This window comes from Curtobacterium sp. MCBD17_030 (assembly GCF_003224255.1).
Classification (GTDB): domain Bacteria; phylum Actinomycetota; class Actinomycetes; order Actinomycetales; family Microbacteriaceae; genus Curtobacterium.
The window spans coordinates 1-18,693 of sequence record NZ_QKLI01000003.1 but is presented as its reverse complement, the minus strand read 5'-3'; the positions used below and the strand labels follow the sequence as shown (position 1 = coordinate 18,693).

General features: G+C 71.9%; 20 protein-coding genes. 9 read left to right on the top strand and 11 right to left on the bottom strand.

Annotated features, from left to right (window positions below; all coding sequences use genetic code 11):
* The first annotated feature begins 77 nt into the window (after window positions 1–77).
* The 3 genes from DEI89_RS04200 to DEI89_RS04190 all read left to right on the top strand — a co-directional run bounded on the left by DEI89_RS04200 (window position 78) and on the right by DEI89_RS04190 (window position 1,794).
* A complete protein-coding gene (locus DEI89_RS04200; protein WP_110902799.1) occupies window positions 78–458 on the top strand; it encodes a hypothetical protein in 381 nt (126 codons plus the stop codon).
* A gap of 105 nt (window positions 459–563) precedes the next feature.
* Window positions 564–1,229, top strand: a complete 666-nt coding sequence (locus DEI89_RS04195; RefSeq protein WP_110902798.1) for an SDR family oxidoreductase — start codon at window positions 564–566, stop codon at window positions 1,227–1,229.
* Window positions 1,230–1,509: 280 nt separating this feature from the next.
* On the top strand, window positions 1,510–1,794 hold the full coding sequence (locus DEI89_RS04190; protein ID WP_110902797.1) for a hypothetical protein: 285 nt from the start codon (window positions 1,510–1,512) through the stop codon (window positions 1,792–1,794).
* A gap of 80 nt (window positions 1,795–1,874) precedes the next feature.
* On the opposite strand, the gene DEI89_RS04185 is transcribed toward DEI89_RS04190, so the two are convergent.
* The 6 genes from DEI89_RS04185 to DEI89_RS04160 form a co-directional block, all read right to left on the bottom strand.
* Window positions 1,875–4,688, bottom strand: a complete 2,814-nt coding sequence (locus DEI89_RS04185; RefSeq protein WP_110902796.1) for an FtsX-like permease family protein — start codon at window positions 4,686–4,688, stop codon at window positions 1,875–1,877.
* On the bottom strand, window positions 4,685–5,416 hold the full coding sequence (locus DEI89_RS04180; RefSeq protein WP_110902795.1) for an ABC transporter ATP-binding protein: 732 nt from the start codon (window positions 5,414–5,416) through the stop codon (window positions 4,685–4,687). Before DEI89_RS04180 ends, DEI89_RS04185 begins: the two co-directional genes overlap by 4 nt.
* Window positions 5,413–6,003 carry a PadR family transcriptional regulator gene (locus DEI89_RS04175; RefSeq protein ID WP_220033155.1) on the bottom strand — a complete coding sequence of 197 codons (591 nt, stop codon included), beginning with the start codon at window positions 6,001–6,003 and terminating at the stop codon, window positions 5,413–5,415. Before DEI89_RS04175 ends, DEI89_RS04180 begins: the two co-directional genes overlap by 4 nt.
* A 171-nt stretch (window positions 6,004–6,174) precedes the next feature.
* Window positions 6,175–7,056, bottom strand: a complete 882-nt coding sequence (locus DEI89_RS04170) for an aldo/keto reductase (protein ID WP_110902793.1) — start codon at window positions 7,054–7,056, stop codon at window positions 6,175–6,177.
* Window positions 7,057–7,065: 9 nt separating this feature from the next.
* Entirely contained in the window at window positions 7,066–7,680 is a 615-nt protein-coding gene (locus DEI89_RS04165; protein ID WP_110902792.1) for a YdeI family protein, read from the bottom strand.
* A 16-nt stretch (window positions 7,681–7,696) separates the two neighbouring features.
* The gene (locus DEI89_RS04160) at window positions 7,697–8,233 is read right to left on the bottom strand and encodes a thioesterase family protein (RefSeq protein ID WP_110902791.1); all 537 of its coding nucleotides are present in this window, start codon (window positions 8,231–8,233) and stop codon (window positions 7,697–7,699) included.
* Window positions 8,234–8,327: 94 nt separating this feature from the next.
* On the opposite strand from DEI89_RS04160, the gene DEI89_RS04155 reads away from it, so the two are divergent.
* Both DEI89_RS04155 and DEI89_RS04150 read left to right on the top strand, forming a co-directional pair.
* Window positions 8,328–8,714 (top strand): hypothetical protein, encoded by a 387-nt coding sequence (locus tag DEI89_RS04155; protein ID WP_111043566.1) that lies wholly within the window; start codon window positions 8,328–8,330, stop codon window positions 8,712–8,714.
* Window positions 8,715–8,898: 184 nt separating this feature from the next.
* Window positions 8,899–9,885: an aldo/keto reductase gene (locus DEI89_RS04150; RefSeq protein WP_110902789.1), complete on the top strand. Its 987-nt coding sequence runs from the start codon at window positions 8,899–8,901 to the stop codon at window positions 9,883–9,885.
* Between the two features lie 113 nt (window positions 9,886–9,998).
* Here DEI89_RS04150 and DEI89_RS04145 read toward each other — a convergent pair whose 3' ends face one another.
* Window positions 9,999–10,541 carry a TetR/AcrR family transcriptional regulator gene (locus DEI89_RS04145; RefSeq protein ID WP_110902788.1) on the bottom strand — a complete coding sequence of 181 codons (543 nt, stop codon included), beginning with the start codon at window positions 10,539–10,541 and terminating at the stop codon, window positions 9,999–10,001.
* 93 nt (window positions 10,542–10,634) lie between these two features.
* On the opposite strand from DEI89_RS04145, the gene DEI89_RS04140 reads away from it, so the two are divergent.
* Window positions 10,635–11,645, top strand: coding sequence for an NADP-dependent oxidoreductase (locus tag DEI89_RS04140; RefSeq protein WP_181421487.1), 1,011 nt, complete (start codon window positions 10,635–10,637; stop codon window positions 11,643–11,645).
* Window positions 11,642–12,061 carry a nuclear transport factor 2 family protein gene (locus DEI89_RS04135; protein WP_110902787.1) on the top strand — a complete coding sequence of 140 codons (420 nt, stop codon included), beginning with the start codon at window positions 11,642–11,644 and terminating at the stop codon, window positions 12,059–12,061. The genes DEI89_RS04140 and DEI89_RS04135 overlap by 4 nt, the downstream gene beginning before the upstream one ends.
* Window positions 12,062–12,130: 69 nt before the next feature.
* Here DEI89_RS04135 and DEI89_RS04130 read toward each other — a convergent pair whose 3' ends face one another.
* The 4 genes from DEI89_RS04130 to DEI89_RS04115 form a co-directional block, all read right to left on the bottom strand.
* A complete protein-coding gene (locus DEI89_RS04130) occupies window positions 12,131–12,610 on the bottom strand; it encodes an FBP domain-containing protein (protein WP_110902786.1) in 480 nt (159 codons plus the stop codon).
* A gap of 165 nt (window positions 12,611–12,775) precedes the next feature.
* Window positions 12,776–13,522 (bottom strand): class I SAM-dependent methyltransferase, encoded by a 747-nt coding sequence (locus tag DEI89_RS04125; protein WP_110902785.1) that lies wholly within the window; start codon window positions 13,520–13,522, stop codon window positions 12,776–12,778.
* Between the two features lie 59 nt (window positions 13,523–13,581).
* Window positions 13,582–14,490, bottom strand: coding sequence for a helix-turn-helix transcriptional regulator (locus DEI89_RS04120; protein WP_181421486.1), 909 nt, complete (start codon window positions 14,488–14,490; stop codon window positions 13,582–13,584).
* Between the two features lie 70 nt (window positions 14,491–14,560).
* Window positions 14,561–15,583: a M23 family metallopeptidase gene (locus tag DEI89_RS04115; protein ID WP_110902784.1), complete on the bottom strand. Its 1,023-nt coding sequence runs from the start codon at window positions 15,581–15,583 to the stop codon at window positions 14,561–14,563.
* 147 nt (window positions 15,584–15,730) lie between these two features.
* On the opposite strand from DEI89_RS04115, the gene DEI89_RS04110 reads away from it, so the two are divergent.
* Window positions 15,731–16,219 (top strand): hypothetical protein, encoded by a 489-nt coding sequence (locus DEI89_RS04110; RefSeq protein WP_110902783.1) that lies wholly within the window; start codon window positions 15,731–15,733, stop codon window positions 16,217–16,219.
* 151 nt (window positions 16,220–16,370) lie between these two features.
* Window positions 16,371–18,581, top strand: coding sequence for an NADP-dependent isocitrate dehydrogenase (locus DEI89_RS04105; RefSeq protein ID WP_110902782.1), 2,211 nt, complete (start codon window positions 16,371–16,373; stop codon window positions 18,579–18,581).
* The last annotated feature ends 112 nt before the right edge of the window (window positions 18,582–18,693 follow it).

Below are 18,693 nucleotides of genomic sequence, written 5' to 3'. Positions count from 1 at the left end.
TGCCACGCTGCGGGTGGAGACCTCGGCGTGCACGCAGGAGCCGCGCTCGCCGGTGGAGTTCACGGTCCCCATCCGGGATGCGCGACGCTGATCGACGCCCGGAGGACGACCGAGGTTCGATCCAGGGACGTCGTGGCTCGCGGCGGACCGTGCAGGTGGAGGTGCTCCGGATGTGGATGCGTGTCGTCCTGCCGCGTCGTGTCCGATCGCGGAGCCTCCCGGGCGTCCTGCACCGGGCCTGGGTCGCGGGTTTCTCGGCGCGTGTGCTGCCAGCACCGGCGGGTCCGGGGAACCCGGGCTGGGCCGAGGTCGAGTTCCTCCTGGACATCGAGACCGCGACCATCGAGGGTGCCGGGGTCTTCGAGATCGAGTTCATCTCGGCGCTGCCGCCGAGGTGCCGCCTCGCGGTCGAGGGGGAGGGATGCCGACTCGACCCGATCTCCCGGCCGCTGCCGTGACCATCCGGCTGCCACCGGCGCGCCCGCGGGCCTCGACCTGCCCGAGTGACCGGACCAGGTGGCCTGGTTCAGTGGGAGGACCACCTCACTGTCCTTGGAGGACACATGACCACCATCGCCATCGTCGGCGCCGGCAAGGGCCTCGGGCTCGCCGTCGCGGAACGCTTCGCCCGCGAGGGCTTCGCCGTCGCCCTGATCTCCCGCAACCAGGCGCGGCTCGACGAACTCGCCGCGTCGCTCCGTGAGCAGGGCCACCAGGCCGCCGGGTTCGCCGCGAACGTCCGGGACGGCGACTCGCTCCGGCACGCGCTCGAGCAGGCCACCGAGCAGCTCGGCCCGATCGAGGTCCTGCAGTACAGCCCGCTGCCGGCGAAGGAGTACATGCGGCCGGTCCTCGAGACGACCGCGGAAGACCTCGTCGGCCCGATCGAGTTCTCCGTCTACGGCTCGGTGAACGCCGTCCGCCAGGTCCTGCCGGGCATGCGGTCGCTCGGGCACGGCACGATCCTGTTCGTCAACGGCGGCAGTGCCGTCCGCCCGGGAGCGCGCGTGACCGGTACCTCGGTCGCGTTCGCCGGCGAGAGCGCCTACGCGCAGCTGCTCCACGACGCCGTCCGCGACGAGGACGTGCACGTCGGCCAGCTCATCATCCCGTTCGGCATCGACGACGGCCAGGACGACCACTCGGGTGAGTCGATCGCCGAGCGACTGTGGGCGATCCACACGGAGCGCGGCGAGTTCCGCACCTACGCCGAGCCGCTGCCCGAGTGACCGTCGACGGGAGGCGCGGTGCCGGACCGCGCCGCGCCTCCCGTCCGTCGCCGCCCACCTCGGCGCCGCCGGTGGCAGCCCGCCACTGGCGCGCCCCGCCACCGAGGCGCACTGCCGCCGCACAACAGGAACCGGCTCGAGCCACGGGAGTCCGCGGTTCGAGCCGGTTCCTGTTGTGCGCCGCGGGAGCCCGCCGCGGGAGCGCGCCGCGGGAGCGCGCCGCGGGTGCCGCCCGGCGCCACCGGTGGCCCTCCGGGCACCCGCGGGCTACCGTGGGCGCATGCGACGCAGGGACCGCGCGACGGGTGACACCGCGCTGACGGTCGACGAGGCCACCGCGATCGCGGAGCACGCCGAGAACGGGCACCTCGACATGGAGGACCCGGAGGTCCGCCGCCTGGTCGGCGAGGCGAACCGCCTGCTGGTCCGTGCCGGCGTCTGGGGCGTCGCCGAGAGCCCCAGGCAGCGTCGTCGCCGTCGGCTCCTTGCGATCGGCGCCTCCGTGCTCGTGCTCTCCTGGCTCGCCGGGCTCTTCCTGCCCCTGCTCATCAAGCTCACCGAGTAGCGGCGGCGACCGCACACCGGACGGGAGGCCCGGTTTCAGCTGGCACCGCGCCTCCCGTCCGGCGTGCAGGCCGTCCGCCGTCAGGCCGTCCGGCGCACCGCCACCTTCCGCCGACGCCCCGCGACGGCCCACACCCCGGCGGTGACCAGCAGCGGCAGGCCGAGCGCGAGCACGACGAGCGAGGTCGGGTCCGGCGCGAACGGCAGGTGCGAGACGCCGAGCGGGGTGGGGGCGAACCGCAGCGTGAGTGCCCGGAGCGGCAGGACCCCCAGCGCGACGCCCACCAGCGAACCGACCAGGGTCAGCACCGCGGCCTGCCAGGTGGAGACCCGACGACGGACCCCGGGGGAGGCGCCGATAGCGTCGAGGACCTCGTCGTCGCGGCGGCCGTCGGCGCGGGCCAGTCCGATCGCGACGGTCGTGGCCCCGAGGGTGACGATGCCGGCGAGCAGGACGACGACCAGGGCGATCGGACGGAACGGGTCCTGCGGTCCGGCCTCGACGTTGAACGACGGGTACCAGGAGTCCGCCTGTTGTCCGGCGGAGGCCTGCCAGGTGGCGGCGAGGGCGTCGGAGCGTTCCGTCGACATGCCGTCGGGGAAGCTCCCGACCAGGTAGTTCGGCTCGGTCTCCAGGCCGTGTCGTGCGGCACCCTGCGGAGTGAGGAAGACGGCGATCTGCAGCGGCTCCTCGGTGTGCTCGACCACGGCCGGGACGGTCATGGTGTGCAGCGGGCGACCGGTCGGTCGTTCCCCGTACATCGCGAACTGCGATGCCTTGCGGGTGTCGAACCGGACGACACCGTCCTGGACGAACTCGGGGCGGACGGCGACGGCGTCACCGCGCTCGAGCGCTGCCCGGGCGGCCCGGGAGGGCCGGTGTCCGATCAGCACGCCGAGGTCGTCGGCGCTGCCGGTCAGGACGTGCGGGCTGGTGCTGTCCGGCCCCACCAACCACCCGGCGCAGGGTCCGCTGCCGGCGCTCGTGCAGTCGGGGCGGTGCACGTCGACCGGCAACGTCACCGGGGCGTCGTCCGAGCGGTTCTCGATGCCCGCGCCGAGCACGCGGAGGTGGGCTTCCGGGACGACCTGTCGCACGACGCGGACCGCCCGCGCGGTGAGGTCGGCGTCCGGCACCCCGTCGACGTCGGTGACCGCGGTCGTCCCGACGCCCGTCGCGGTCCTGAACTCGTACTGCTCGTTGCTCTGGGTCGACTGCGACGCGGTGAACGTCAGGACGACGGTCGCGACGAACACGACGCTCATCACGCTCGCGAGCACCGGGACGGTCCGGACCGGGTTGCGGACGGCGTCCCGCACGGCGATCCGGGCGGGCAGGCCGAACCGTTCGCCGACGCGGGCGACCGCGCCGAGCAGTCGACGGGCGGCCATGACGATGCCGAGCTGCGCCAGGCACGGCCCGAGCGCGACCCCGGCGCCGACGACGAGGGCCAGGTGGTCCTCCTGGACGGGGCGGGCGTTCAGGGCGAGGACCCCGATGCCGCAGGCCAGGGTCATCACGATGCCGACGACGGCGAGCACCGGTCCGGCCGCCGCGGCCCGTCGTCGACGCGACACCGGGGCGGGGCGGGTCGCACCACGGAGGGCGCTGTCCACGTCGACCCGGCTGGCGCTCCGGGCGGCGACGAGCGACGCCGCCCAGCCGGCCAGGAGCCCGAGGACCAGGACGACGAGCAGCACCAGCCAGGGCAGGTGGACGCCGGGGTACTGCGCGCGGTCGCCGGAGTCGAGCAGGTGGAACGCGACGACACCGCCGACGATGCCGAGCGCGCTGCCGACGATGGCCCCCACGGCACCGAGCACGAGCCCGGACGAGGACACCACGGTGAACAGGAAGCGCCGGTCCCCGCCGACGCTGGCGAGCACCGCGTGGGTCCGGGTGTCGGCTCGCGAGCTGACCAGGAACGCGGCCGCCGCGAGCAGCCCGACCTCGAAGAGGGCGAACACCCCGGCCAGGCCGACGTACCCGTAGCTGATGAGGGACCCCGCGCCGCGCGTGCTCGTGCTCGGGAACGGCGGGTGGAGCACGACGGCACGCGACTCGACGACGATGCCGTGGTCGTTGTACCGCTGGATCTCGGGCCAGGTGACGCTGCGGTCGGGCAGGAACACCTGTGCGGTGCCGTCGTCCTCGAGCCCGAGCGACCCCCACTCGCCGAAGACCGCGAGGGTCGAACTCGGCACACCCAGGTCGCGGAGCGTCCCGACGACGGTGACCTGCCGTTGGACGGGGTCGTTGAGCTGGAGCGTCTGGCCGACGGCGATGTCCAGACGATCGAGGGTCGCCGGGGTGACGAGGACCTCGTCCCCGGACCGCGGGACACCGCCGTCGATGCGCTCCCAGTGCCCCTGGAGTGCGCCGGCCCAGGTCTGGCCCTCGACGGCGTTGACCGTGACCGGGACGCGGGGGCCGCTGACGACCGCGGTGCCCTGCCGGACCGGGATCGACGCCGCGCCGTCGGGTACCGAGCCCAGCAGGTCGGGCGTCGGGAAGGCGCTGGCGTCGGCGTCGGAGGTGTCCGGACGGTCGTAGTATCGCTGCAGCGGGCTCTTCTTCGCGATGGTCGACGTGTACCGGTCCACCGGGTCCTGCCGCATGCCGGCGAGGTCCGGGCCGTTCGCCTCGAGCATCGCCGCGGACTGCCCGAGCTCGACGGTCAACCGGTCCTCGGTGCTCTGCGTGCTCGACGCGATGAGCACCCCGCCCGCGGCCAGGCCGGCGATGGGCAAGCCGATGAGCGCCGCGACGAGCACCGCACGCCCGGGCCGGGCGAACGCCAGACGTCGGGCCAGCAGCAGTGCCGGGCGGACGGCGAACGGGGAGCGGCTGCGGATCGTCGGACGGTGTGTGTCCCGCCGGGGCCGCTCGCTCACGGTCGCTCCTGCACGTCGGTCAGGGCCAGCTCGACGCCGGCGTACGACGACTCGTCGACGATCCGGCCGTCGCGGAGGAACACGATGCGGTCCGCCCACGCGGCGTGCCGGGCGTCGTGCGTGACGAGCAGTGCCCCGGCGCCGGAGTCGACGTGCCGACGGAGCATGCGGAGGACGACCTCGCCGGTCTGCGAGTCGAGGGCACCGGTCGGCTCGTCGGCGAGGACGAGCTTGCGGTCCCCGACGACCCCGCGGGCGATGGCGACGCGCTGTCGCTGACCACCGGAGAGGTCGTCCGGCCAGGCGTCCAGACGGTGTCCGAGTTCGACGCTCTCGAGCGCGAGCTCCGCGGCCTTCCGTGCACGCCCGGTCCGCCAGCCGTCGAGCTCCAGCGGCAGCGCCACGTTCTCGACCGCGGTCAGGGAGGGGATGAGGTTGAAGTCCTGGAACACGAACCCGAGCACCCGTCGCCGCAGCGCTGCGAGTTCACGGGCGGGCCGGTCGGACACCCATTCGCCGTCGATGCGGACCTCGCCGCTCGTCGGGGGCATCAGGGTGCCGGCGACGGACAGCAGTGTCGACTTGCCCGAGCCTGAGGTGCCCATCACGGCGACCATCTCGCCCGGTCGGATCGTCAGGTCGACACCGGCCAGGGCGGTCACAGCCTGCGCGCCGCTGCCGTACTGCACGGCGACGGCGTCGAGTTCCAGCAGCGGTGCGGTGCTCATCGGACGGCTCCCGTGCCACGGCGGCCGGTTGGCTCGCTGCCGTAGGCGTCCTCGTCGTCGGGGGTGTCGATCGTGGCTCGGGGCGCCGGCTGGTACCGCGCGACGCTCGACTCGACGTGGTCGAGCCACCGGACCTCGGACTCCGCCTGGAACACCATCGACTCGAGCACGAGTGACCACGCCAGTTCCGTCGCCGGGTCCGTCGTGCGCTTCAGTCGGGTCAGGTCCTGCAGCGCCCGGAGCGCCGCAGTCCGCTGCACCTGCACCAGGTGTCGGACGTCCACGTCGGGCACGGTGACCGCGATCGCGAACTTGATCGCCAGCTCGTCGCGACCGCGCTTGGTGGGGACCGGCTCGTTGAACCAGCGGTCGACGGCCTCACGCCCGGCGTCGGTCGCCGTGTAGACGACGTGTCCGTCGTCGTCGGCGTCGCCGCGGGCCACGAGACCGTCGCGTTCCAACCGGTCGAGCGTCGTGTAGACCTGGCCGATGTTCAGCGGCCAGCTGCCCCCCGTGCGGTGCTCGAACTCCCCCCGGAGCTGGTAGCCGTAGCCCGGCTCGGCCACCAGCAGTGCGAGTACGCCCATGCGAACGCTCATCGTTCCCCCTCGACCGTCGGAGCACTTCCCCTCGGGCATACCGAGTATGCACATACCCGGTATGGTTCGGCAAGCGGTCGGGACGGAGATCATCCGGACGACGGACAGGAGGCTCCCCACCGGACCGGTGGGGAGCCTCCTGTCATGCGGTTCGGTGCGTCAGCTGTGCAGCTTCGACAGCTCCTGGAACTCGTCGTCGGAGAGCTCGATCGTCGCGCCCTGCAGGTTGTCCTCGAGGTGGTCGACGCTCGACGTGCCCGGGATCGGCAGCATGACGGGCGAACGCTTGAGCAGCCAGGCCAGTGCGACCTGCGCCGGGGTGGCGTCCTTCTGCTTCGCCAGCTCGGTCAGCGGCGAGTCATCGCCGGTCAGCCCACCGGTCGCGAGCGGGAACCACGGGATGAACCCGATGCCCTGCTGCTCGGACCAGTCGAGGAGCTCCTCGGCCGACCGGTCGGTGAGGTTGTAGAGGTTCTGCACGGAGACGATCGTGGCGATCTCCTGCGCGGCCTTCACGTCGTCGACGGAGACCTCGGACAGCCCGATGTGGCGGATCTTGCCTTCGTCCTGCAGCTTCTTGAGTTCACCGATCTGGTCCTCGAGCGGGACCTTCGGGTCGATGCGGTGCAGCTGGAACAGGTCGATGCGCTCGAGACCCAGGCGGCGGAGGCTCATCTCGGCCTCCTGGCGCAGGTACTCCGGGCGGCCGACCGGCGGCCACTCGTTCGGGCCGGTGCGGGTCAGGCCGGCCTTGGTCGCGATGACGACGTCGTCGCCGTAGGGGTGGAGGGCCTCCTTGAGGAGCTCCTCGGCGACGTAGGGGCCGTAGGAGTCCGCGGTGTCGAAGAAGTTCACCCCGAGTTCGACGGCGCGCTTGAGGACGCGGATCGCCTCGTCGTGGTCCTTCGGCGGTCCCCACACGCCGGGGCCCGTGAGCTGCATGGTGCCGTAGCCGAGGCGGTTGACCTCGAGGTCCCCGCCGATGCGGAAGGTGCCGGAAGATGCGGCCGGACGGTTCGTGGTGTCAGTGCCAGTGGTCATCCACCCGGTCTACGCCTGCCCGGCACCACGTTCCTGAGGGTCCGCCCGGGCACGGGGGTACGGCGTCTCACCGCGCTCGAGCATCCCGACCAGCTTCGCCACCCGGTTCGCTCGCGCCGTCGGACTCGGAGCAGTCACCACCCGGTGCACGACGGCGTACCGGTTCGTCGCGTCGAGGTCCGCGAACAGCGCAGCCGCCGTCGGCACCACGTCGAGCGCCACACGGAGGTCGGTGGGCACCTCGGCGGTCGCCGCACCCGCGTACGCCCGGTCCCACCGGCCGTCGGCCTGCGCCCGGTCGATCTCCGCCTGCCCACGGGACCGCATCCGTCCGGCCGCGATCAGCCCCGCGACCAACCCGACGTTCCGCTGCGACCACAGCGACGCCTTCCGCCGCGGGGTGAACCGCTGGAGGAACGTGGCCGCGTCGAGCCCGCGCTTGGACCCGTCGATCCACCCCGAGCAGAGCGCCTCGTCGAGGGCCTGCGCGTACGTCAGGCTCGTCGGACTCGTGGTGCCCTTCTTCGCGAGCACCAGCCACACCCCGTCGGACAGGTCCTCGTGGCCGTCCAACCAGGCGCGCCAGGCAGCGGCGTCGGCGACGACGAACGGCTCGATCTCCATGGCCCGATGGTAGGACTCAGGCCCTCCCGGCGCCGCTGACCCGCACGGCGTCGGCCCAGGCCGTCACCCAGCCCGGCAGGGTCAGGTCGCGGGGTGACCCACCGACGGCCGGGAGCAGCTCGTCGGGCTGCACCGTGCCTCCCGTCCGACGGAGGAACCGGGCCTGCACGACGGCCCGGGCTATGACGTCCTCGTGGCGGACGAAGGTCTGCTCCATGTACACGGCGCGCTCGTCCACACCGAGCACCCGCGACCGCAACTCGAAGCGCTGCCCGAGCGTCAGCGACCGCTTGTAGGTGATCGTCTGCGCGGCGACGACCGGGTACCACCCGTGCTCACCGAAGGTGCGCCAGGCACCCGACCGGAGCATCAGCTCGAAGCGGCCGAGGTCGAGCAGCGACAGGTACTTGCCGTTGTTCACGTGCCGGAGCGGGTCCAGGTCCGTGAGCGTCACGCGGAACGGGGTCCGCGACTCGTCCCACAGCGACAGCCGGCGACGCGGGGAGAGGCGCACGCGCAGCGTCAGCAACAGGAGCCGGAAGGTCAGGTTCACGCCCCGATCCGACCACGCGGAGAACGGACATCAGCTGTTTCGAAGACTACGTTCAGCTTCAACAGGCTCGCCGAGCCACGAAGGGATCCTCAGCATGAGCACCACCTCCGCGACCGGTCGTCCGACCACGGTCACCGTCTCGTTCATCCTCTGGCTGATCGTCGTCGTCGTCGGCATCATCGGCGGCATCATCAACGTCATCGGTGTCGGATCGCAGACGGACGACACGACCATGCGCGCGGGGCTGACGGTCGGCGCGGTCATCGCGATCGTCATCGCACTCGTCGAGCTCTTCATCGTCTTCAAGATGCGTGACGGCCGGAACTGGGCCCGCATCGTGCTGCTCGTCCTGGCGATCCTGCAGCTGCTCGGCATCTTCGCCGCCTTCTCGGTCTTCGGGACGATCACGTTGATCCTGGTCATCGTCGCCACCGTACTGATGTTCCTGCCGGCGTCGAACGCGTACTTCCGCAAGCACTGACGACCAGCTCGCACCACCCGACGGACCCGGTACCGCGCACATCGCGCGGACCGGGTCCGTCGGCGTTCGTGGTCTCGTGCGCAGACGCCGCTGCCGTGCATTCCCGTCAGGCGGGCACGGTCAGTGCCTCCCTCGGCTCCGGCGGAGGCGAGTACACCGGGGACTGCGAACGAAAGGACCACGCATGCAGACACGCACACTCGCCGACCTCCAGGTCGGTGCGATCGGCCTCGGCACCATGGGCATGAGTGCCTTCTACTCGGGTGCCGGCTCGGACGACGCCGAGTCCATCCGCACCATCCACCGCGCCATCGACCTCGGCGTCACGCTCTTCGACACCGCCGAGGCGTACGGCCCGTACACGAACGAGGAGCTCCTCGCCGAGGCCCTGCACGGCCGCCGCGACGAGGTCGTCATCGCCACCAAGTTCGGCCTGTACCACCACGAGGCCGACGAGCAGACGCCGACCCAGACCCGCGCGATCTCCAGTGCGCCGGAGTCCGTCCGCGTCGCCCTCGAGGGCTCGCTCCGCCGGCTCGGCACCGACCACATCGACCTCTACTACCAGCACCGCGTCGACCCGGCCGTGCCGATCGAGGACGTCATCGGACAGCTCGCCGGCTTCGTGCAGGAGGGCAAGATCCGCCACATCGGTCTCTCCGAGGCCAGTGCCGCCACGATCCGGAAGGCCCACGCCGTCCACCCGATCACGGCCCTCCAGAGCGAGTACTCGCTCTGGACGCGGGACCCCGAGGGTGACGTGCTCGACACCCTCCGTGAGCTCGGCATCGGTCTGGTGCCGTACTCGCCGCTCGGCCGTGGGTTCCTCACCGGAGCCATCACGAAGCCGTCCGACCTGGGTGACGACGACTTCCGCTCCGCGAACCCGCGCTTCCAGCAGGAGGCATTCGCGGCGAACATGAAGATCGTCGACGTCGTGAAGGGCATCGCGGACGAGGTCGGCGGCACCCCGGCGCAGGTCGCGCTCGCCTGGCTGCTCGCCCAGGGCGACGACATCGTCCCGATCCCCGGCACGAAGCGCGTCACGCGCCTCGAGGAGAACGTCGGCGGCGCCGACCTCACCCTCACGGCCGAGCAGGTCGAGCGCCTGACGTCGCTGCCGCTGCCGACCGGCGACCGCTACCCGGACATGTCCAGCATCGGTCGCTGACGCGACCACCGGTCGGACGGGAGGCCCGGTGCCAGCTGGCACCGGGCCTCCCGTCCGTCTCCGCGTGGGGCGTCGCGCGGACGGCCACTCGTCATCGGCCCGGGGGGCCGCGATCAGGTCCCGAGCGACGCGAGCTGCACGTCGAGGACGTGCTCGCGGCGAGCGGGTGCGGAAGCCTGGCTGCGCGTCCACGCGAAGCCGGCGGCGAGGATGAACAGGTCGTCGCCGTCCAGGTCGGACCGAGCGACCCCGGCCTGCTGCGCGCGTGCGAGCAGCTCCGCGCCCGACGTCCGCATCTCGACGCACGCGGCATGCAGGGCGGAGTCCGGGTCGTGGATCGCCGAGGCCATGACGTCGATGACACCACGGTAGACGTCGGCGCTCCTGACGAACTCCCGGACCCAGGTGAGCAGCGCAGCGCGGGGGTCGTCCGCCGTCATCAGGGCTCGTCCGTGCTCAGCCAGTTCCGTGAAGCCGGTGCGGAGCAGCACCTCGAGCAGGGCGTCCCGGGTCGGGAAGTTCCGGAGGAGCGTCGCCAGGCCGACGTCGGCACGACGGGCGATGACGCGGAGGGACGCGTCGGCCCCGTCCTCAGCGAAGACGGCGGCAGCCGCGTCCACCAGGGCATCGTGGTTCTTGCGTGCGTCTGCTCGCATCCGGGCACCTCGTTTGCTATCTGGATCAGTGGTCCATATATTCGGATCACTGGTCCACTTCGGTCCAGTCTAGATGACCGACAGGCAGACACGATGACCGAGTTGATGATGCACGCAGTCCAGGTCCACACCCCGGGCGGACCGGAGGTCCTGCGGTACGAGCAGGTGACCCGGCCGGAGCCGCAGGCGGGCGAGGTGCTCGTCCGGGTCCACGCCATCGGGCTCAACCCACCGGACTGGTACATGCGGGACGGGATGACGATCCTGCCGCCGGAGTGGCGACCCGTCCTCGCCTACCCCCTGATCCTCGGCTCGGACATCTCCGGCGTGGTCGAAGCGGTCGCCCCCGACGTCACGGACTTCGTGCCCGGCGACGAGGTCTTCGGCCTGATCCGCTTCCCGGACGCCCCGGCGAACGCGTACGCGGAGTACGTCGCGGCACCGGCGACCGACCTGGCGCACAAGCCGGCGAGCATCGACCACGTCCACGCGGCCGCGGCGCCGATGGCGGGGCTGACGGCCTGGCAGTTCCTCATCGAGCTCGGGCACGACACCGTGCCGCCGTTCCAAGCGGAGCTGCACCGCCCGGTGCCGCTGCACGAGGGAACCCGGGTCCTGGTCAACGGAGCCGCCGGCGGTGTGGGCCACATCGCCGTCCAGCTCGCGAAGTGGAAGGGCGCGTACGTCGTCGCGGTCGCTTCGGGAGCGCACCGACAGTTCCTCGAGGAACTCGGAGCGGACGAGTTCCTCGACTACACGGTGACGCCCCCCGAGGAATCCGGTGCGGAGTTCGACCTCGTCCTCGACAGTGTCGGCGGGCCGGCCACCGGTCGGTTCCTCGCGAACGTCACGCGCGGTGGTGCGCTCTTCCCGGTCTTCTCCGGTCCCGTCGACCCCGAGCAGGCCGCGGCCGCGGAGGTGTCGGTCTCGAGCACCCAGGTGCGCGCGAGCGGTGCCCAGCTCGCCCAGCTCGCCGAACTCCTCGAGACGGGGGTCGTGCGCGTCGCGATCGACAGCACCTTCACCCTGGCCGACGCGCAGCTCGCGCACGAGCGGGCCGCCGCAGGCCACCTCGAAGGCAAGATCGTGCTCACCGTCGCATGAGCGCCGCCACCCACGAGATCCAGCAGGTCATCGCGCAGTACGGCTCGGCGCTCGATACGCACGACCTCGACGCCCTCGCCGCCGTGCACCGGGACGACGCCGAATGGTCCTTCGCCGTCAGGGACCAGGTCGTCATGGGCCCGATCCGCGGGCGGGACGCCATCATCGGTTTCGCTTCCGCACCACCGGACGGGCCGCCCGTCCAGCAGCGGCACCTGCTCACGAACACCGTCATCACGGGTGCCGCGGACGGGACCAGCCGGGCGACCGCCCTCCTGACGCTGATCGCCGTCGACGGCACCACGCCGGTCATCGTCGCGACGGGCACGGCCACCTTCACGCTCAGCGTGGCCGACGAGGTGTGGCGGATCGCAACGCTCCGCATCGCGTTCGACAACCCACCGCTGCCGCACTGACCGGACGGGAGGCGCGGTGCGGGCCGGCACCGCGCCTCCCGTCCGTCCCTGAGCGGTCCAGGTCCCGGGTCAGACCTCGGCGGCGAAGCCCGCGACGCGGAGCTGCAGGTCCTCGATGCGCCGGAGCCGTGCGGCCTCGACGTCGTAGCCCTCGTACGCCGGCGGCGGGGTCTTCCGGACGTTCCGCGAACACTGGAAGTCCTGGCAGACCAGGGTGCCGACGGTGTCGCCCTTCCGACCCGCCGGACCGGAGCGCTTGGCCGAGTAGAAGACCACGTCGTTCGGCAGCTTCACGTCCTGACACCACGAGCACTGGGCACGGGAGCGTGGCGACGCTTCGGCCTGCCGGAACACGATGCCGATCAGGGCGCCGTCGAGGGTCGGGATGACCGCGTAGGCCCGACGCGAGGTCTTCGGGTCACGCCACCCGAGGAAGGTCAGGTCCTCCCAGTCGACGGCGTCGAGGTCGGGGAGGGTCATGTCGGTGACCTCGCGGCGGGAGGCGTTGACGAAGGAGGCGCGGAGGGCCTCGATGGTGATCGGGAGCATGGTGAACCTGTCGTTCTGGCACCGGCGCAGCAGTGTGCGTCTCAGGTGCGTTCGTTCTGGAGGGGTCGACGACGAAGCCGTGTCGATGACACGGCAGGGGCGTCAGGCCCTGATGTCGGCGCAGGCGCCGACGACCTCCTCGGAACGGTTGCTCACGGCCTCACCTTACGGCTGGGCGACGACGAGCACCAGCGAGCCCTCGTACGACGGCTGCACGCGGAGCCGGCCGTACCGGGCGTCCCACGAGCCGTCCTCGATCGCGGTGCGGAGGGCGGCGACCGAGCGGGCTGCGGTCATCTCGTCGACCGAGGCCCACGCCGGGTCGGCCCGGCGCGCGCTGGCGTCGAGCAGTCGTTCCGGCCGGGCGTAGTACGCCTCGGAGAACCCGTCGACGCACGTGAAGGGGATCGGCACGGGCGTCGTCGTGACCACCCCGCCGAGGGCGTCGCCGATCCGGTCGAGTGTCGGCCAGCGCCGGGCCTCGTTCGCCAGGACGTCCGGGGCGTAGTCGCCGAGCCAGTGGTCCTCGATGCGGGCCGGGTCGCGGGTGAGCAGGACGACCGGCCCACGGGTGACCCGACGGACCTCGGCGAGACCCCGTTCCAGGTCGGGCCACACGGGCAGTGCGAAGGCCGACGAGGCGGCGTCGAACGAGTCGTCGGCGAAGGGCAGGGCCTCGTCGGGAGGCTCGACGGCGGTCAGGTCCCGGTCGCGCGGCTCGTACGCGCCGGCACCAGCGCCCGCATCCGCACCGGCTCGGACGTGGAGGACCGTGCGGGCCTGCCCGAGCGCCACCCGGATCGCCCGTTCGAAGACCGGCTCCGGCCGGCGGTGACGGGACGCGCTGTCGGCGGTGCGGTCGGCCCTGCCGTGCTCGGCCTCGCCGGCGGGTCCGTCCGCAGTCCTCGTCACGCCGTCAGCCTACGGCGGTGACGTCGTCGGCACCCGGTCCCGGTCTGTCGAAGCCGGTCTCAGTCGACCTGGTCGACCGGCTCCGAGGTCCGGGCCGCCGCGCGCTGCTCGGCCAGCTCGGTGGCGGCCCAGGTGCCGAGGAGCGACAGGGACCGTTCGGACTCCGACCCGGCGTCGGCGCCGTACGTGAACACCGTCAGCCCGGGGTCGGCCACCAGGTCGAGCGCCTCGAACGTCAGCTCGAGGTCACCGACGATCGGGTGGTGTAGGTGCTTCCGGCCCGAGCGGTGCACGTGGACGTCGTGCTCGGCCCACCAGGTGCGGAACTCCTCGCTCTTCGCCGAGAGCTCGCTGACCAGTGTCATCAGCCCGGGCTCGCACGGGTTCGATGCCGCCGTGGTGCGGAGGACGGCCACGGCGTCGCGGGCGGTCTGCTCCCAGCGGGGGAAGAAGTCGCGGGCCGCGGGGTCGAGGAACGCGAAGCGCGCCGTGTTCACCGGACGTCCGGCGCCGGCGAAGACGGGGGCGTAGAGCGCGTGGCCGAGGGTGTTCGCGGCGACGATGTCGAGCCGCTCGTTGCGCACCCACGCGGGGGCGCCGGTGATCGCGTCGAGTAGTCGCTGCACCGCCGGGCGCACCGACGTCGGCACCGGACGGTGGGTGGTCTTCACACCGGCGTTCGCCAGGTGGGCGAGGTCCGCCAGGTGCGCCCGCTCTGCCTCGTCCAGCTGGAGCGCCGTGGCGAGGCCGTCGAGCACGCCCTCGGAGACGCCTTTCAGGGTGCCTCGTTCGAGCCGTGTGTAGTAGTCGACGCTGACGCCGGCGAGCATCGCGACCTCGTGTCGTCGGAGTCCCGGGACGCGCCGGGTGCCTCCGCCGAAGGCCGGCATGCCGGCCTGGTCCGGGGTGAGCCGGGCTCGACGGCTGGACAGGAAGTCGCGGATCTCGTTGCGGACGTCGATACCCATGCGCCAAGGCTACGTGTGCGTCCCTCCGGCACCGGACGGGAGGCCCGGTACCGGTTCGGAGACCGGCTCGTTAGAGTGCGCGGCCGGTGTGGGCGGCGAGCCAGGCGGCCGGGTCGACCGGCAGGGTGCCGTCCATCAGGACCTCGAGGTGCAGGTGGGCTCCGGTCGAGACACCGGAGGACCCGACGCTGCCGATGAACTGTCCGGGCTCCACGCGGTCGCCGACCTGCAGGGGCGACGACCCGGGGATCATGTGGCCGTACAGGGTCGAGACCTTCCGGCCGTCCACCTGGTGGTCGATGATGACGGTCTCGCCGTACGAGAAGTAGATCCCCGACACCCGGACGGTGCCCGCGGCGACGGCGCCGATCGGAGCGCCCATGCCCGGGTTGAAGTCGAGCCCCTGGTGCAGGGACGAGCACGCGCCGCAAGGAGCGGAGCGGTACCCGAAGCCCGAACTCATCCGGACCGGGCCCGGGAACGGGGAGCGGATCGCGCCGCCGTAGGTCACCGTCTCACCGGCCACCACGGCGCCGGCGTCCGTCGACGCGACACCGCCGCCGACCGTGAAGCCGTCGCGCGAGGTGCTCGGGAGCGCCACCTGGGTGACGGCGAAGTCCTGGGTGCTCACCGCGGGGGCGAGGGTCGCGATCGCCGAGGACCCCCCGGTGCCGGCGTGAGCGGGCATCGCGGTGGCACCGAACATGGCGAGGGCGGCGGCGGCGCTCGTGAGGGTGAGCTGGCTGGCCCGGGCTCCGCGTCGGCGGCTGACGGGAGTCGTGGTGCTCGCGGTGCCGGTGCCGACCGTCGTCGTGCTGGCGATCGCGACAGCCCGCCGCGGGACCCGGCGGATGCGGGTGTCGGCTTGCGTGACGACCGGGGCCGCGACGACCGGGGCGGTGACGTCCGGGGTCGCGACGACCGGGGTGGTGACGTCCCGGGTCGCGACGTCCGGGACGGCTGCCGGTCGCGCAGCTCGCAGGCGCGGCTTCGTCGCGGCGGCCTGCTCGGCCCGCTCCGCCGCCAGGGCAGCGCGACGCGTCAGGTGCACGACGGGCGTGCTGCTGGGGTGGTCTGCATCTGGGGGAGTCATGGCCGGAGCCCATTCTGCACGAAGCTGTCCGGTTGTACAGCCCCTCGTTCCGCGGCCATCTGCGGTGGGGAGTGCGGAGAGCGACCGGATCCGGGCCTCCCGGCTGTGGATCAGTAGGGTCGAGGCAAGCGACGGAGAGGACCCCTCATGGCCCGATCGCCGCGGGAGCGGCACGAACCCATCGACCTGCGGTCGGCGGAGGTCGTGCTCGCCGGTACCCAGGACCTGCTCCCCGTCCTGCGGGCGGCTGCCGTCCGTGCCGGGGTCGACGCGACACGGATGCACGTCGTCGGTGTCGACGACGTGCCCGAGGTGGACGGGAGCGGCAGCGCCGAACTCGCCGTCATCGCGATCCGCCGGCCCGGCGAGGACCCCGCGTTCCACCGTGCGCAGGAAGCCGCCGAGATGCTCGAGCCCCTGCTCCGCCCGGGCGCGGTCCGCATCGTCATCACCGTCTCGCGGGTCACCAGGCTCGCGCCGAAGCTCGAACACGCCCTGACGGCAGAGGTCCTGCACCAGCTCGGTGTGGCCACGGCGGAGTCGGGGTTCCGCCGACCCTTCCGGAACCTGCGCACACGGCTCGGGACGGCAGGGCTGCGGGCCGCCGGCCTCCGGGTGTTCCGCCTGACGGTCTGAGCCCCGGAGCCCTGCGGTGCTGTGCCCTTCCTCCACAGGTGCGGCCGGCAGTGGTGCCCGTCCACAGGACGGGTATCTTGATGTCGAGACATCTCACGCCGCGAGTAGCGTGGGGGGCACGGACCGCGCGAACAAGGGAGTACCCGCCAGCATGGCCAAGATCATCTACACGCTCACCGACGAGGCCCCGTTCCTCGCCACCCACTCCTTCCTGCCCGTCATCGCGTCCTTCGCGAAGACCGCGGGCGTCGACGTGGAGACCCGAGACATCTCGCTCTCGGGCCGGATCATCGCCCTGTTCCCGGAGCGGCTCAGTGCTGAGCAGCGCCTGGACGACGCCCTGGCGGAGCTCGGCGAGCTCGCCGGGACGCCCGAGGCGAACATCATCAAGCTGCCGAACATCTCGGCCTCGATCCCACAGCTCAAGGTCGCCATCGCCGAGCTGCAGTCGCAGGGCTACGACCTGCCGGACTACCCCGACGAGCCGAGCACGGACGACGAGCGCGACGTCCGGGCCCGCTACGACCGCGTCAAGGGCAGCGCCGTCAACCCGGTCCTGCGCGAAGGCAACTCGGACCGCCGCGCGCCGCTGTCCGTGAAGAACTACGCCCGCAAGCACCCGCACCGCATGGGCAAGTGGAGCTCGGACTCCAAGACGAACGTCGTGACCATGGGCGTCGACGACTTCCGCTCCAACGAGAAGACCTGGGTCGCCCCGGCCGACGACATCCTGACGATCACCTTCGTCGGGCAGGACGGCAGCGAGCAGGTGCTCAAGCAGTCGATCCCCGTCGTCGCCGGTGAGGTCGTGGACGGCACCGTGCTGCACGTCGCCGCGCTCGAGCAGTTCCTCCGCAAGCAGATCCAGCGCGCGGCGGACGAGGGCATCCTGTTCTCCGTCCACCTCAAGGCCACGATGATGAAGGTCTCCGACCCGATCATCTTCGGGCACGTCATCCGGGCGTTCTTCCCCGACGTGTTCGCGCGCTACGGAGCCGACCTCGCCGCCGCCGGGCTCACGCCGAACGACGGCCTCGGCTCGGTCCTCGCCGGGCTCGACGCGCTGCCGAACGGTGCCGAGATCAAGCAGGCGTTCCAGGACGGCATCGACGCCGGCCCGGACCTGGCCATGGTCGACTCGGACAAGGGCATCACGAACCTGCACGTCCCGAGCGACGTCATCGTGGACGCCTCGATGCCCGCGATGATCCGCACCTCCGGGCACATGTGGGGCCCAGACGGTGACGAACACGACACCGTCGCGGTCATCCCGGACTCCAGCTACGCCGGCATCTACCAGGCCGTCATCGAGGACTGCCGCGCCCACGGCGCCTTCGACCCGGCGACCATGGGTTCGGTGCCGAACGTCGGGCTCATGGCGCTGAAGGCCGAGGAGTACGGCTCCCACGACAAGACCTTCGAGCTGCCGGGCGACGGCGTCGTCCGCGTCACGAACGCCGCCGGGGACACGGTCCTCGAGCACGACGTCGAGCAGGGCGACATCTGGCGCGCCTGCCAGACGAAGGACATCGCGATCCGCGACTGGGTGAAGCTCGCCGTCACCCGCGCCCGTGCCAGCGCGACGCCCGCGGTCTTCTGGCTGGACGAGACCCGGTCGCACGACGCCGTCCTGATCGGCCTGGTCCGCACCTACCTGCAGGAGCACGACACCGACGGGCTGCAGATCGAGATCCTGTCGCCGGAAGAAGCCATGCGCTTCTCGCTCGACCGCATCCGGCGTGGTGAGGACACCATCTCGGTCACCGGCAACGTCCTGCGCGACTACCTGACCGACCTGTTCCCGATCATGGAGCTCGGCACCTCGGCGAAGATGCTCTCCGTCGTCCCGCTCCTCGGCGGCGGTGGTCTGTTCGAGACCGGTGCCGGCGGTTCCGCGCCGAAGCACGTGCAGCAGCTCGTGCAGCAGAACTACCTGCGCTGGGACAGCCTGGGCGAGTTCCTGGCCCTCGCGGTCAGCCTCGAGCACCTGGCCGGTGTGACCGGCAACGCCCGCGCGAAGGTGCTGGCGGACACGCTCGACCGCGCCACCGGGACCTTCCTCGACGAGGACAAGTCGCCCGGCCGCAAGCTCGGCTCGATCGACAACCGTGGCAGCCACTTCTACCTGGCGAAGTACTGGGCCGAGGAGCTCGCCGCGCAGACGGAGGACACCGAGCTCGCCGCGGCGTTCCAGGGGCTCGCGACGACCCTCGCCGACCAGGAAGAGACGATCGTCGACGAGCTCGTCGCGGTGCAGGGCCAGCCGGCGGACATCGGCGGGTACTACCGGCCCGACGACGCCAAGACCAGTGCGGTCATGCGTCCGTCGGCGACGCTGAACGCGGCGCTCGCGAGCCTGTAGGCGCGACCACACGACGGACGGGAGGCCCGGTGCCAGTGAACTGGTCCCTGTTTGTTGGACTGTGAATTCAGGTTATGCCGCGAGGGCATGGGCTCGGTATTGGACCGGGCTC

What these genes read in the sequence shown, in the direction of transcription:
- DEI89_RS04200 (WP_110902799.1), top strand. Translation starts at nt 78, where the DNA reads ATGCGCGACGCTGATCGACGCCCGGAGGACGACCGAGGTTCGATCCAG.
- DEI89_RS04195 (WP_110902798.1), top strand. Translation starts at nt 564, where the DNA reads ATGACCACCATCGCCATCGTCGGCGCCGGCAAGGGCCTCGGGCTCGCC.
- DEI89_RS04190 (WP_110902797.1), top strand. Translation starts at nt 1,510, where the DNA reads ATGCGACGCAGGGACCGCGCGACGGGTGACACCGCGCTGACGGTCGAC.
- DEI89_RS04180 (WP_110902795.1), bottom strand. Translation starts at nt 5,416, where the DNA reads ATGAGCACCGCACCGCTGCTGGAACTCGACGCCGTCGCCGTGCAGTAC.
- DEI89_RS04175 (WP_220033155.1), bottom strand. Translation starts at nt 6,003, where the DNA reads ATGGGCGTACTCGCACTGCTGGTGGCCGAGCCGGGCTACGGCTACCAG.
- DEI89_RS04170 (WP_110902793.1), bottom strand. Translation starts at nt 7,056, where the DNA reads ATGACCACTGGCACTGACACCACGAACCGTCCGGCCGCATCTTCCGGC.
- DEI89_RS04165 (WP_110902792.1), bottom strand. Translation starts at nt 7,680, where the DNA reads ATGGAGATCGAGCCGTTCGTCGTCGCCGACGCCGCTGCCTGGCGCGCC.
- DEI89_RS04155 (WP_111043566.1), top strand. Translation starts at nt 8,328, where the DNA reads ATGAGCACCACCTCCGCGACCGGTCGTCCGACCACGGTCACCGTCTCG.
- DEI89_RS04150 (WP_110902789.1), top strand. Translation starts at nt 8,899, where the DNA reads ATGCAGACACGCACACTCGCCGACCTCCAGGTCGGTGCGATCGGCCTC.
- DEI89_RS04145 (WP_110902788.1), bottom strand. Translation starts at nt 10,541, where the DNA reads ATGCGAGCAGACGCACGCAAGAACCACGATGCCCTGGTGGACGCGGCT.
- DEI89_RS04140 (WP_181421487.1), top strand. Translation starts at nt 10,635, where the DNA reads ATGACCGAGTTGATGATGCACGCAGTCCAGGTCCACACCCCGGGCGGA.
- DEI89_RS04135 (WP_110902787.1), top strand. Translation starts at nt 11,642, where the DNA reads ATGAGCGCCGCCACCCACGAGATCCAGCAGGTCATCGCGCAGTACGGC.
- DEI89_RS04130 (WP_110902786.1), bottom strand. Translation starts at nt 12,610, where the DNA reads ATGCTCCCGATCACCATCGAGGCCCTCCGCGCCTCCTTCGTCAACGCC.
- DEI89_RS04120 (WP_181421486.1), bottom strand. Translation starts at nt 14,490, where the DNA reads ATGGGTATCGACGTCCGCAACGAGATCCGCGACTTCCTGTCCAGCCGT.
- DEI89_RS04115 (WP_110902784.1), bottom strand. Translation starts at nt 15,583, where the DNA reads ATGACTCCCCCAGATGCAGACCACCCCAGCAGCACGCCCGTCGTGCAC.
- DEI89_RS04110 (WP_110902783.1), top strand. Translation starts at nt 15,731, where the DNA reads ATGGCCCGATCGCCGCGGGAGCGGCACGAACCCATCGACCTGCGGTCG.
- DEI89_RS04105 (WP_110902782.1), top strand. Translation starts at nt 16,371, where the DNA reads ATGGCCAAGATCATCTACACGCTCACCGACGAGGCCCCGTTCCTCGCC.